A 13,119-nucleotide genomic window follows, 5' to 3' on the forward strand; every position below is an offset into this window, starting at 1 on the left:
GACGGGTCAGGCAGCCGCGCGGCCCGCTTCGCCCGGATCATCCGGCCAGTTGCGGGCGATCACGGCGCAGGCGATCAGTTGGATCTGGTGAAACAGCATCAGGGGCAGCAGGATCGGTCCGATCAGGGGCGCCGGAAACAGCACCCCGGCCATGGGCACCCCGGTGGCCAGGCTTTTCTTCGATCCGCAGAACAGCAGGACCACCCGGTCAGCCCGGACGAAGCCAAGCGCGCGGCCGAGCCACCAGCTCAGCGCCAGGGCCAGCCCGAGCAGGATCGCGCACAAGGCCAGCAGCGCCGCCAGCGCGGTTGGCGGAACATCGCGCCACAGCCCTTCCACCACCGCCGCGCTGAAGGCCGTGTAGACGATCAACAGGATCGATCCCCGATCGACCAGACCGATCACGGCCTTGTGCCGCGCCACGATGCCGCCGACCAGCGGGCGCAGCGCCTGCCCGGCCGCGAAGGGCACCAGCAGCTGCAGCACGATCTTGCGGACCGCATCGAACGAGACCCCGCCACCCGGCACCGCGTGCATGGCCAGGGCGACGAGCGCGGGCGTGGCGACGATGCCGATCAGGTTGGAAAAGGATGCGCTGCAGATGGCTGCCGCGACATTGCCGCGGGCGACCGAGGTGAAGGCGATCGAGGACTGCACGGTGGAGGGCAACAGGGTGAGGAACAGCAGGCCCGAGGCAATCCCCGCCGGCAGCCCGGGCAACGCGGCGAGCCCCAGACCGAGCAGCGGAAAGGCCACGAAGGTCATCGCCAGCACGGCCAGGTGCAACCGCCAGTGCCCCGCCCCGGCCATCACCGCCTCGCGCGAGAGTTTCGCGCCGTGGAGGAAGAACAGCAGGACGATCCCGGCATTGGCCAGCCCGTCGGCGAGCCGGGCCACCTCGCCGCGCACCGGCAGCAGCGAGGCCAGCACAACGACCCCCAGCAGGGCCAGGATGTAAGGATCGAGCGCAGACTTGAGACGGGTCAGCATGGTCGCGCGCTACCCCGTTCCGCGCGCGCCGTCACGCGCGAAGGCCGCGCCGGGGGCAAGCCCTGCTTCCAGCCGGACTACAATTGCTGTTAACTCTACCGTACTGATTGAGATTATGGACCGGCCGGGGCTGGTCTCCCTCCGCCCGCAAGTGCCACGATCCTGACCCGCCAAGCACCGAGCATCGCATGACTGCCAAGCGCGCCCTGATCATCCGCCACGTCCCCTACGAGGGGGTCGCCGCCTATCGCGCCCCGATCGAGGCCGCGGGTTATGCCATCGACCGGATCGATGTGGCCGATCCCGCCTTCCCGTCGGTCGATCTGGCCGAGCCGGACCTGCTGATCATGATGGGCGGCCCCATGGGGGTCTACGAACAGGATCAGCACCCGTGGATCACCTGCCAGCTGCGCCGCCTGGCCCGGCGAATCGCCGCCGATCGCCCCACTCTGGGCGTCTGCTTCGGGGCCCAGATGATGGCCGCGGCGATGGGCGCGCCGGTCTTCGCCGGTCCGCAAGTGGAGATCGGGTTCCATCCGGTGGCGGTCCACGCTCCGGACAGTCCGCTGCGCCACCTGGCCGAGGTGCCCGTGCTGCACTGGCACGGTGACACCTTCGACCTGCCGGACGAGGTCGAGCTGCTCGCCTCTAGCCCGCTCTACCCCCACCAGGCCTTCCGCCGTGGTCCGAACCTTCTGGCCCTGCAGTTCCATGCCGAGATGGGCGAGGATCCCCGGTTCGAGGCCTGGCTCGAGGAAGGGGAAGCGACGCTGGCCCGGGCCGGCGTGACCGAACCGGCACTGCGCGCGGCCCACGCCGCGCATGGCCCGGGGGCAGTGGCCGCCGGTCGGGCGATGATCGCCGAATGGCTGGCGGACCTGACGGACTGATCCCTTAGCCGGAGCGGCCGGTCGACCCTAAGCACGCGTGACGCGGACCTGCCTGCGGTGTTAAGCCCCATGCCTGTGACCGGCCGCCGCCCCGCCTCTTCCCTGTTGCTGCCTGCCGTCCTGTTCGGCGGGCTGGTGGCCGCCCTCGCCGCGCTGCTGATCGCCTTCACCCTGACCTCGCGGCTGGCCGACCGTCAGTTCGATCTGGCCCGCCTGTCCGAACGGCAGTCCGCCGCCGTCACCCGGATCACCACCCTGATCGACGCGGGGGCACCACCGCCGGCCCTGCTGGCGGCGCTGGACGAGACCGCCGCGCTGATCCGCGCCGAACAGCGGCTGACCTCTGCGGATGAGCTGGAGGCCGCCCGCGTCACCGCCGAGCTCATCCGGCTCGACCAGCTTCGCCGGCTGGCCCTGGCGCCGCAGGAGCGTAACGCGGTGCGCCGCCTGGCCACAGTGATCGAGCAGCGCGAGGCACGGGAGGTGGACCAGGCCCGTGCCCGGCTGGTCGGATTGCACAACCGCGCCACGGTGCTGGCCACGCTGCTTGCCGCACTGGTCCTGGCCTGTGCCGGGGCGGGAGCCTGGCTGCTGGCCAAGCGCAACCGCCAGCTGCACGACGAGGTCATAGTGCGCACCCGCCAGGTCGAAGCGGTCGATGCCTCGCGGCGGCTGTTCTTCGCCAAGACCAGCCACGAACTGCGCACCCCGGTTCAGGCGATCCGAGCCCAGGCCGAAATCGCCCTCGCAGCCCCCGGCTTGCCCCCGGCCGAGTTGCGCGAGACCCTGGGCCATGTTCTGGCCGGCACCGTCTCGCTAGGCCATCGCATCGACGAGCTGCTCGGGCTGGCCAGCGCCGACAACGGCCAGCTGCAACTGCGCCGCGAGGCCACCGATCTGGCCGAGGTGATCGCCACCGCCCGCGACGAATGCGCGGCGCTGGCCCGCTCGGTCGAATGCACCTTGGCGTTCGAAGCCCCGGATCAGCCGGTTCCACTCCGCGCCGATGCCCGCTGGCTGCGCCAGGCGCTGATCGCGGTGATTGAGAATGGGCTCAAGTTCTCACCGATGGGCGGCCAACTGGGAATCTCGCTCAGCCTGACCGGCGACCGGGCCACGATCATCGTCACCGATCACGGGCCCGGTGTGGTCGAGTCCGACCTGCCGCGAATTTTCGATGCCTTCTATCAGGCTGAGGCTGGCCGCAGTCGCGGCGGCAACGGGCTGGGCCTGGCTCTGGCGCGATGGGTGGTGGAACAGCATGGCGGCGCCATCCGCGCCGCCAACCTGGTTGCGGGAGGCTGTGCGGTGACGATCGTGCTGCCGTTGGAGGCGGCGGCATGACCGTCGTGCTGGTGGAGGATGATGTCGGGATCGGCCGGGCCATCGTCCAGGGCCTGTCTGCCCAGGGCCTGGACGTGCACTGGCAGCGCACCGGCGCCGGACTGCTCGATCGGCTGGTTCGCGGCACGTGTCGCGCGCTGATCCTCGACATAGGCCTTCCCGACACCGATGGCTTCACCCTGTGCCGCGAGGTGCGCGCCGCGGGGATCGACCTGCCGGTGCTGATGCTCACTGCGCGCACCGCGCTGGACGACCGGCTCGACGGCTTTGCCGCCGGCGCAGACGACTATCTGGCCAAGCCCTTCGCCTTTGCCGAACTGGTCGCCCGTGTCGCCGTGCTGGTCCGCCGGGGCGAACGGCTGCGGCCGGGCCCGGTGCGCTGGGAGGACCTGGAACTCGACCGCGATGCCGCCGCGGCACAGTGGCAGGGCGTGCCACTGCGCCTCGATCCGCGCTCTTTCGCGATTCTGGCCGAACTGGCGACCCGACGGGGAGGGATCGTGCCCCGGACCCAACTGGTCGGTGCGGTTTGGGGGAGCGAAGCGGTGATTTCGGACAATGCCGTCGATGTCGCGATCAGCACCTTGCGACGGCGGTTGGCCGATGCCGGGGTGCCGGTGGCGGTGCGCGCGCTGCGCGGCCAGGGCTTCGCCCTCGAACGGGCCACTGGGCGGCGGCGCAGCCCGATCGCGTGATCCCTTGATGGCTTGACCGTCGTTCGGCCATCTCATCCTTTGGGTCGACCTGAGCGCATGCTCAGGTTCGCCACGCGGCGGGCTGATAGGCCTCTCTCCAAGGTGGTGCGAGGGGGCAGGCTATGCGCAGGACAAACACTTTGCTGGCAGGGACAGCGATGATCCTGCTGCCGCTGCCGGCGATGGCGGCGGACCTGACCGACAGCACGGCCGATGGGGAGATCGTGGTGGTCGCGACCCCGCTTGGCGACGCCGCTCCCACCGCATCGACCGCGCAGGACATCGACACCTCGCGCGCGGTCAGCCTGGCTGAGCAGCTCGTCCGGACCGCGCCGGGCGTCACCGTCAACGAAATCCAGGGCAATCCGCTCCAGCCGGACATCAGCTATCGCGGCTTCACCGCCTCCCCCTTGCTCGGCACGCCGCAGGGGCTGTCGGTCTTTCTTGACGGGGTGCGGATGAACCAGCCGTTCGGGGAAGTGGTGAGCTGGGACCTGATCCCGCAGGGCGCGATCGCCGGGATGGACCTGGTCTCGGGCGCGGCGCCGCAGTTCGGGCGCAATGCCCTGGGCGGCGCGCTGGTGCTGCGCACGAAGGACGGCCGCAGCGACCCGGGCGCGCGGCTCCAGGCCAGCGGCGGATCCTTCGGACGGGCCACGGTCAGCGGGTCGGCGGGAGGACAGGTGGGCGGCGGATTCGACCTGTTCGCCACCGCCGATCACTTCCGCGAGGACGGCTGGCGCGCCTATTCGCCCTCACGCGCAAGCCGCGGCTTTGCCCGCTTGGGCTGGTCCGGCCCGGCGACCCGGATCGACCTGACCGGGCTCTATGCGGACACCGATCTGAACGGCAATGGCCTGCAGGAGCAGCGTCTGCTCGCCGCCGACCGGCGCAGCATCTACACCGCTCCGGACAACACCCGCAATCGCGCCGGACTGATCGCCGTGAAGGGACAGCACCGCGCCAGCGATCGCCTGACCCTGCGGGGCAACCTGTTCTGGCGCCGCCTGCGGACCGCAACGCTCAACGGCGACGCCAATGATGAGGCGCTCGGCCAGAGCCTCTATCAGCCCAATGCCGCCGAGCGTGCGGCGCTGGCGTCCGCGGGCTACAGCGGTTTTCCGCTGGCCGGGGAGAGCCAGGCCAATACCGCCTTCCCCCGCTGGCGCTGCATCGCCAACGCGCTGCTAAACGAAGAGCCGAACGAGAAGTGCAATGGCCTGTTCAATCGTTCGCGGACCGAACAGGACGAACTGGGCGGTGGCGTCGAGGCGGACTGGAGCTCGTCTCTCGGCGGGCTGGACAATCACCTCACCCTGGGGCTGAGCTTCGTTCACAGCCGGGCGCACTTCATCCAGACCAGCCAATTTGGTTATCTTCTGGATGATCGAACGGTTTTTCCGGTTAGCGGCCCCGGCGCCTTCGCCGACGGCACGCAGAATTCCGAAAACGCGTTCGACGCCCGGGTCGATCTTCGGGCCCGCACCTCCAGCCTGGGTGTCTACCTGGCCGACAGCCTTACGCTCAGCCCCCAGCTCCGCGTGGATCTGGCTGGTCGCTATGACCGGATCTGGCTGCGCAACCGCGATGCGATCACCCCGGGTGGTGGCACCGGCTCGCTCGACAGCCAGCCGGTCTATACGCGGTTCAATCCGTCCGCGGCCGTGCAATGGCAACCGACCCCGGGGATCGCCCTGCGCGCGGCCTGGTCCCAGGCTTCGCGCGCGCCCTCGGCGATCGAACTCGGCTGTTCCGACCCGGCGAGCCCGTGCCGCCTGCCCAATGCCCTGGCCGGCGATCCGCCGCTGCGCCAGGTCGTGGCCCGCACCGCCGAATTGCGGCTGGACCTGACCGGGCGCGGCTGGTCGGCCAGCGCCACGCTGTTCCGCACCGCCAGCAGCGACGATATCCTGTTCGTCAGCAGCCAGGCCTCGGGCTATGGCTATTTCCGCAACTTCGGCCAGACCCGCCGCCAGGGTCTGGCCATCGAAGGCCATGCCGATTGGGGCGCCCTGCGCCTCCAGGCGAGCTACACCCTGCTCGACGCGACCTATCGCTCCGGTGAGCAGGTGGGTGGGGGCGCGAACAGCACCAGCGACGCACCCGCTCCCGGGTTTGATGGTGCCATCACGATCCGCCCCGGCGACCGCTTGCCGCTGCTGCCGCGCCACACGGTCAAGGCCGCGGCCCATTGGCAGGCCGCCCGCTGGCTGTCGCTCGATCTCGACGTGATGGCCGTCTCCGGCGCCTATGCCCGCGGGAACGAGAACAACCGCCATCAGCCGGATGGCGTCTACTTCCTCGGGCCCGGGCATTCTGCCGGCTATGCGGTGGCCAACGCCGGGATCGAACTGCGCCCGGCTCCCCGGTTCACCCTGTTTGCAACGGTGCGCAACCTGTTCAACCGCCACTATGCGAGCGGCGCACAGCTCGGCGCCACGGCTTTCGATGCCCAGGGCCGGTTCGTGGCGCGCCCCTTTGCCGGGCCGGTGATCGCGGGCGAACGCCCCCTGCTGTCCTCCACCTTCTTCGCGCCGGGAGCACCGCGCACAATCGAGTTGGGGCTGCGCTGGACCCTGTAAACCGGATCGCTGCGTGCCGGACCGTTTTCCGCCGGCCGGAGGGGTTCCGGACCCGGGGGATCAGCCCATGACCCGGACCACTGCAAAGCGTGCGAAAAGGGTCTAGCCGCTGAGCCGGGCCCTGTCCTGCAACCGTCCGAGCAACCACTGCAACCCGGCGTCCCGGTCGCGGGTGGTGTGATACTGGGCCATTTCCTCCATCATCGGCATGGCGAACGGCAATGGCGCCAAAGCCAGCGGCAGGGTTCGGGCGAAAACCTCGGCCAGGCGCCGCTGCAACACCGCGACACGCGAGGAATGGGGCAGGACCCAGGGGACTGCCGCGAAGGTCGGTGCGATCACGTCGATCCGCCGTTGCAGACCCAGGGCTCGCATCTGCTCCTCGGCGAAGGATAACGTTCGGGTCGGGCCGAACAGCACCGCGACCTGCGGCGCATCGAGAAACTGTTCAAGCGTGAGTTCGCCCGCGAAGATGGGGTTTTCGTTCCATCCTATCACCACGTGCGGCTCATCGAAGATGGCGACGGCCGGATGGTTCGGCGAAACGAAGTGACGCGGGGTCAGCAGCAGATCGATGTCGCCGCGCTCCAGACGCTGGATGATGCCCGGGTCGGGCGGGGAGATCTCGAAGCGCAGGCCCGGCGCCTCGATCTGCAGCGAGGCGATCAGGGTCGCCACCAGCGTCATGAAGATGTAGTCCGACCCGACCAGCCGGAAGGTCCGGTCGCTGGTGGCAGGATCGAAGCCCGACGAGGCGGCGACCAGGCGCTCGACATCCCCCAGCACTTCGCGGATCAGCGGCTGCAGGCTGAGGGCATGGGCGGTCGGCAGCATATTGCGGCCGGACTGCTGCAGCAGCTCATCGCCGAAGTAGTCGCGCAGCCGCGCCAGGGCCGAGCTGGTCGCGGGCTGGCTCAGGTTGAGCCGCCGGGCTGCCGCGGTCACGCTCCGCTCTTCGAGCAGAGCGTCGAGCAGGACAAGCAGGTTCAGATCGAGACCCTTGAAACGCATCGTCCTATCCATTCAGTTTTCGAATGAGTTCCAATCTAAACAAGGGATTTTTTAAATTCCAGACAGCGTGAGACATCTCGACGATCAAGCCCGTGCGAGTGACGCAGCGGGCATCAGGGAGAATCTCATGCGCCCAGTCCTGCTTGGCTCGACGGCTCTTTTCGTGCTTGCATCCCTTTCCACCCCGGCCCAAGCCGCAGACCTCGCGGCAGACCAGAGCGCCCCGGCCAGCGCTGCCGCGCCGGCAGAGGACGACACCGGCATCGCCGATATCGTGGTGACGGCGCAACGCCGCGAAGAAAGCCTGCAGCGGGCCGCGGTGCCGGTCACGGCGGTTAGCGGGGACTCGCTGATCACCTTCGGCGTGACGGCCGTCGCCGACCTGCAGAAACTGGTTCCGGCGCTGAAAATCTCGCCCACCGGCGGCACGACCAGCCTGTTCCTGCGCGGGGTGGGCACCAACTCGCAGAACTCGTTCTCGGAAAACGCGGTCGCCTTCAACTTCAACGGCGTCTACGTCGCCAGGCCGACGGCGCTGGCCGGAGTGTTCTACGATCTGGAGCGGGTCGAGGTGGTCAAGGGACCGCAGGGCACCCTCTATGGCCGCAACGCCACGGGCGGCGCGCTCAACGTGGTCCCGCGCAAGCCGCAGCTCGACACGGTGAGCGGCAGCTTCATGGGCGAGCTGTCGAACTACAACGGCCGCAACGTCAACGCCGCGCTCAACGTCCCGCTCGGTGGGTCGGCCGCCCTGCGCGTGGCGGGCCAGTTGATCGCGCACGACGGCTACCTGTCCGACGGCTATGACGACGAGGACGGCAAGGCCCTGCGCGCTTCGCTGCTGGTCAAGCCTTCGAACGATGTCTCGGTGCTGATCGTCGGCGACTATTTCGATCAGGGCGGAAAGGGCGCGGGCGGCGTGCTGCTGCCCAATTCGGCCTTCGCCGTACCGCCGCTCGCCGGCCGGGTCGGCTTTGCCAGCCCGCGCGCGACCGATGCGATCCGCGCTTTCGCGGCCACCCGCTTCGCGCCGCCGTTCTGCGGCGGAGCGGGCGGTTTCGTCACCAGCGGCTGCATCGACGTGCCCCAGACCACCGGGTTCATGGACAACCAGACCTACGGGATCAGCGGAACGATCGAGGCCAATCTTGGCTTCGCCACGCTGACGGTCCAGCCGGCGTACCGCAAGTCCGACATCAACTATGTCACCTGGCTGCCCGGCTTCCGCGGCGAGGTGCAGGAGAATGCCAAGCAGTTCTCTTTCGAGACCCGCCTGGCCTCCAACGGCACCGGCCCCCTGACCTATCAGCTGGGCGTCTTCTACTTCTCGGAAGACCTCGCCTCGCTGAACTTCTTCCGTCAGGGCGATCTGTCCACCACCCGCTTCACCCCGAACGTGAACACCAAGAGCTATGCCGGATTCGGGCAGTTGACCTATGCGCTGACGGACAGCCTGCGGGTGGTGCTGGGCGGCCGCTACACCAAGGAATCGAAGGACCAGTCCACCGCCAGCGTCTCGGGCGGGCGGCCCGGACCGGTCAATCCGGCCCTCGGCGCCCCTGCGTCCGGATCGCTCGACTTCGACAAGTTCACCTGGAAGGCCGGGCTCGAATGGAATGCCGGTCCCGCCTCGCTGGTCTATGCCAACGTGGCGACCGGGTTCAAGTCGGGTGGTTTCTTCGTCGCGGCTCCGCCGGCCAACACCTATGCGCCCGAGCTGCTCACCGCCTACACCCTGGGCACCAAGAACCGGTTCTTCGGCAACACGCTGCAGGTCAATCTCGAAGCATTCTACTGGGACTACAAGGACCAGCAGATCACCTTTGTCGGCGGCATCCTGACCGGCAACGGCATCTTCGCCCAGGGGTCGCGGACCGAGAACGCGGGCAAGTCGCGGATGTACGGGCTTGAGCTCGAGACGCTGTGGCAGCCGACCGCCAACGATCGTCTCAACCTCAACGTCCAGTACCTGAACGGCAAGTACAACAGTCTGAGGACCGCCAACTTCTCCGGCACCGGCGCACCGGTGGCGACGGGCTGCACGGTGCTTGGCAGCCGCCTCGCCAACCCGACCGTGGCGGGCAACACGGCCCGGTTCTACGATATCGACTGTTCGGGCAAGCCGGCGGTCAACGCCCCGCGCTGGTCGATCAACGCCGGGTACGAACATGCCTTCCCGGTCAACGACAGCGTCCGCATCCTGGTGGGCGCGCGCACCACGATCGAAAGCTCGCGCTTCCTCAATGCCAACTTCCGTCCGGAAGAGCCGCAGGGCTCGTACATGATGTCCGATGCCTACCTGACCGGCGAGTTCGCCGATGGCACGGTCACGGCGACGCTGTTCGTGAACAACATCGAGAACGAGACCGTGCTGCAGCGTGCGGGAACCCGGCCGGTGCTCGACTTCCCGGTGGGCAAGCTGGCGCCGCCGCGGGTCTGGGGCTTCCGCGTGGGTTACCGCTTCTGATGCGCGGCGGCGCGATTGCGGCGCTTGTCCTGGGGGCGCTGGTTGCCGGACCTGCGGGTGCGGCGGCCAAGCCCTGCCCGGCCGTTCCGATTGCCCTGGTGACGCTGGGCACGATGGGCGGACCGGTACCGGACGACAACCGCTCGCAACCCGCGAACGCCCTGGTCCGGGGCAACGCGGTCTACCTGGTCGATGCTGGCGACGGGACAGTCGGCCAACTGGCGCGGGCCGGAATCGCCCTGCCCCGGGTCAAGGCGGTGTTCCTCAGCCACCTCCATGCCGATCACACCGGGGGCCTCAACGCCGTCCTGGCGCTGCGCAACCAGATCCTCGTCAAGGACCGGCTGACCGTCTATGGCCCGCCCGGCACCCGGCAACTGGTGGCCGGAATCGTCGCATCGATGCAGCCCGCGGCCAAGGCCGGCTACGGCATCCCGGGCCAGCCCTGGGGGCCGCCCGAAGAATCGGTCACCGCGGTCGAGATCGCCGGTGGGGCCGACTTCGCGGTCGGTGACATGCGCGTGCGGGCCGTCCAGAACAGCCACTACGATTTCGCCCCCGGCAGCCCCGAGGATCAGTCCTACAAGTCCCTGGCGCTGCGTTTCGATGTCCCGGGCCGGTCGATTGCCTATACCGGCGACACGGGCCCGAGCGCGGCGGTCGAACAACTGGCCGCCGGAGCCGACCTGCTGGTGAGCGAGATGATCGACATCGATACCACCATGGCCCGGGTGGGGCAGAACTCTCCCGATATGCCCGTCATCGCCCGGCAGAACATGGTCAGGCACCTGACCACCCATCACCTCAGCCCGCAGGATGTCGGCAAGCTGGCGGCCCGCGCGGGGACGAAGGCGCTGGTTGTCACCCATTTTGCCGGCGGCACGGCCGGACCGGCGCGGCTCGCCGCGGTGCTGGAAGAGGTGCGGCAAGGTTTCCGCGGAGAGGTGGCCCTGGCGAGCGATCTCGACTGCTTCTGAAGGATCCGGCCGCCGCCGGCCGACCTGGCGCAAAGCCCTGACTGGCCCGGCGCGACCGGCGGCGGGTGTCTTTTCCGCTTGCGGGGAAACGGCACCGGACCGCTGTTTCCGTTTCACGGCAACAGAGGCTAAGATCGGGACATGAACCTTGTCCTGGGCTGGCGCAGCGCTTCGCTGCTGGTGGCTGCCGCCGTTCTGCTGTGCCTGGCGGCGGCACTGGCGAGCAACCTGCGCAACCGCCTGGCGAACCGGGTGCTCGGCGCGCTGATCGTCACGCTGGTCGGCGTGTTCACCCCCTGGCTCATCGGCTTTGCCGGGGCCTACGATCAGTGGCCCTGGCTGACCTTCCTGCCGGTGGCGGTGCCCCTGCTGGTGCCGGCCCTGCTCCGCTTGTATGTCGAGGCCCTGCTGAAAGGAGCCTTGCCGCGGCACTGGCGCGTCATGCTGGTGCCCGGGCTCATCGAATTCGGCTTTCAGGCGATCAGCTTCTGTTTGCCGCTCGATCTGAAGAACCGGTGGGCGGATATTGTGGGCGCAACGATCTCGCCGTTGTTCGCCCTGGCCCTGATTGCCAGCTTTGCCCTCCACATTGCCCGATCCGCCGCCATGCTCCGCGAGTACCGCGCGGGTCTCGCCAATGTCACCGGGGATGAGGGGCGGTTCGCCGCGCGCTGGCTCACCCAGGCCCTGCTGGCCTTTGCCCTCCTATGGATCAGCTGGGGCGGCGCGCTGCTGTGGGACTGGGTCAGTCCCCTCGGCTACAAGGGGCTGATGTGGCTGTACCTGCTGATCGCCGCGGTGGCGCTGTTCCTCGCCATCGAGGGTTGGCGCCACGCCAACGATCCGTTTCCGTCTTGGGACACGGTCTTCGCCGCCGACACGGGCTTGGCCCCATCGCCGCGACGGGACTGGGCGCAGCAAGCGGAAGAGTGGGCCCGCGAGATCGAGACCGCGGGATGGGCGACCGATCCCGATCTTGACCTGGCCAGGCTCGCCCGTCTGCTGGGAACCAACACCAGCTACCTGTCACGCGCCCTGAACGAGGGTCTGGGCGTCAATTTCTCCTCCTTCGTCAACGGCCTGCGCTGCAAGGCGGTCATGGCGGCGCTAGCCGCGGGGGATTCCAGGGATGTGCTGACCATCACGCTGGACGCCGGGTTCTCGTCCAAGGCCAGCTTCAACCGGGCCTTTCTCGCCTGCACCGGGACCACCCCGTCGGCGTGGCGCAAGCGGGTCTCGGATCCTGGGCATGCAGCCTGAATCACGACTGTGAGGCGACCGGCGGACCCGGTCTGGGCCATCGCGCGTTGCCGGTCGGTGCGAAGGGAAACGTAAACCTTGGGGAAACCCTTGGCGTGCTAACGGAAGTTAATGACCCGCCAAGCCCCCCTGCTCGAACGCATGCGACAGGAACTGGATGTCGCCGAAGCCTCGGGTTTCGGCGTAGCCGGTTGGCGCATCAACGCGACGGCGTTTCGGGAACTGTTGAGCGAACGAAGCCTCAGCCAGATCGATGCGGAGGACGCCAGCAGCGTACCCGGGCGGCGCATTCTGGGCCTGCCCTTCAGGCTGGATAGCAACAACCACGACCGGCACCCGCTCTTCGCGCTCGAGCAATCAGCGCGAGCTGAGTTCTCCAGGCCCTGACGGCCAGGGCTGACAGGGATGTCGGGAAGCTTGTGCTTTGATTTGGTTGCGGGGGCAGGATTTGAACCTGCGACCTTCAGGTTATGAGCCTGACGAGCTACCGGGCTGCTCCACCCCGCGTCACCAATTGGGGCTGGTTGTGCCGGCCCGTTTTTCCGGCATGATTGAGCCGGAGAACGCAAAAGCCGCCGCTCGGGGTTATCCGGCAGCGGCTTTGCATGACAAGTGAATGGGTTTTTATGGCACGGGCAGCAATGCCTGGCGACGACCTACTCTTCCAACGCTTGAGCGTTAGTACCATTGGCGCGGTCTGGTTTCACGGCCGAGTTCGAGATGGGATCGGGTGGGTCACAGACGCTATGGTCACCAAGCAATGGTGCCCGTGCACATTAATCGATGTCTTTTGATGTTGTGATGTGGCTGGATGATCGTCCGTCCTCGCCGAAGCCCTGCGGTGCAGGGCTGTCATTGATGGTGGGACTCTCAAGCATGATCAGAGTTATTAGGACCGGTTAG

General features: G+C 68.2%; 10 protein-coding genes, 1 tRNA gene and 1 rRNA gene. 8 read left to right on the forward strand and 4 right to left on the reverse strand.

Annotation, left to right across the window (positions count from 1 at the left end):
* Positions 1 to 6: 6 nt before the first annotated feature.
* On the reverse strand, positions 7 to 990 hold the full coding sequence (locus tag H7F49_RS16265; RefSeq protein ID WP_185684633.1) for a bile acid:sodium symporter family protein: 984 nt from the start codon (positions 988 to 990) through the stop codon (positions 7 to 9).
* 188 nt (positions 991 to 1,178) lie between these two features.
* Here H7F49_RS16265 and H7F49_RS16270 point away from each other — a divergent pair, with 188 nt between their 5' ends.
* The 4 genes from H7F49_RS16270 (at position 1,179) to H7F49_RS16285 (ending at position 6,501) form a co-directional block, all read left to right on the forward strand.
* Positions 1,179 to 1,880: a glutamine amidotransferase gene (locus tag H7F49_RS16270; RefSeq protein WP_185684634.1), complete on the forward strand. Its 702-nt coding sequence runs from the start codon at positions 1,179 to 1,181 to the stop codon at positions 1,878 to 1,880.
* Positions 1,881 to 1,985: 105 nt separating this feature from the next.
* On the forward strand, positions 1,986 to 3,224 hold the full coding sequence (locus tag H7F49_RS16275; protein ID WP_185684635.1) for a sensor histidine kinase: 1,239 nt from the start codon (positions 1,986 to 1,988) through the stop codon (positions 3,222 to 3,224).
* Positions 3,221 to 3,919 (forward strand): response regulator transcription factor, encoded by a 699-nt coding sequence (locus H7F49_RS16280; RefSeq protein WP_185684636.1) that lies wholly within the window; start codon positions 3,221 to 3,223, stop codon positions 3,917 to 3,919. Before H7F49_RS16275 ends, H7F49_RS16280 begins: the two co-directional genes overlap by 4 nt.
* Before the next feature lie 158 nt (positions 3,920 to 4,077).
* Positions 4,078 to 6,501 (forward strand): TonB-dependent receptor, encoded by a 2,424-nt coding sequence (locus H7F49_RS16285; RefSeq protein WP_235982259.1) that lies wholly within the window; start codon positions 4,078 to 4,080, stop codon positions 6,499 to 6,501.
* 102 nt (positions 6,502 to 6,603) lie between these two features.
* On the opposite strand, the gene H7F49_RS16290 is transcribed toward H7F49_RS16285, so the two are convergent.
* Positions 6,604 to 7,512 (reverse strand): LysR family transcriptional regulator, encoded by a 909-nt coding sequence (locus tag H7F49_RS16290; protein ID WP_185684638.1) that lies wholly within the window; start codon positions 7,510 to 7,512, stop codon positions 6,604 to 6,606.
* Between the two features lie 163 nt (positions 7,513 to 7,675).
* On the opposite strand from H7F49_RS16290, the gene H7F49_RS19795 reads away from it, so the two are divergent.
* The 4 genes from H7F49_RS19795 (at position 7,676) to H7F49_RS16310 (ending at position 12,603) form a co-directional block, all read left to right on the forward strand.
* On the forward strand, positions 7,676 to 9,979 hold the full coding sequence (locus H7F49_RS19795; protein ID WP_328806820.1) for a TonB-dependent receptor: 2,304 nt from the start codon (positions 7,676 to 7,678) through the stop codon (positions 9,977 to 9,979).
* A complete protein-coding gene (locus tag H7F49_RS16300) occupies positions 9,979 to 10,956 on the forward strand; it encodes an MBL fold metallo-hydrolase (protein ID WP_185684640.1) in 978 nt (325 codons plus the stop codon). Before H7F49_RS19795 ends, H7F49_RS16300 begins: the two co-directional genes overlap by 1 nt.
* A 141-nt stretch (positions 10,957 to 11,097) precedes the next feature.
* A complete protein-coding gene (locus H7F49_RS16305) occupies positions 11,098 to 12,216 on the forward strand; it encodes a helix-turn-helix domain-containing protein (protein WP_185684641.1) in 1,119 nt (372 codons plus the stop codon).
* Positions 12,217 to 12,327: 111 nt separating this feature from the next.
* A complete protein-coding gene (locus H7F49_RS16310; protein WP_185684642.1) occupies positions 12,328 to 12,603 on the forward strand; it encodes a hypothetical protein in 276 nt (91 codons plus the stop codon).
* Between the two features lie 43 nt (positions 12,604 to 12,646).
* On the opposite strand, the gene H7F49_RS16315 is transcribed toward H7F49_RS16310, so the two are convergent.
* A tRNA-Met gene (locus H7F49_RS16315) sits at positions 12,647 to 12,723 on the reverse strand.
* A gap of 136 nt (positions 12,724 to 12,859) precedes the next feature.
* Positions 12,860 to 12,974: ribosomal RNA gene (gene rrf, locus H7F49_RS16320) — 5S ribosomal RNA — on the reverse strand.
* Positions 12,975 to 13,119: the final 145 nt, after the last annotated feature.

The organism is Novosphingobium aerophilum (genome assembly GCF_014230305.1).
Taxonomy (GTDB): Bacteria; Pseudomonadota; Alphaproteobacteria; order Sphingomonadales; family Sphingomonadaceae; genus Novosphingobium; species Novosphingobium aerophilum.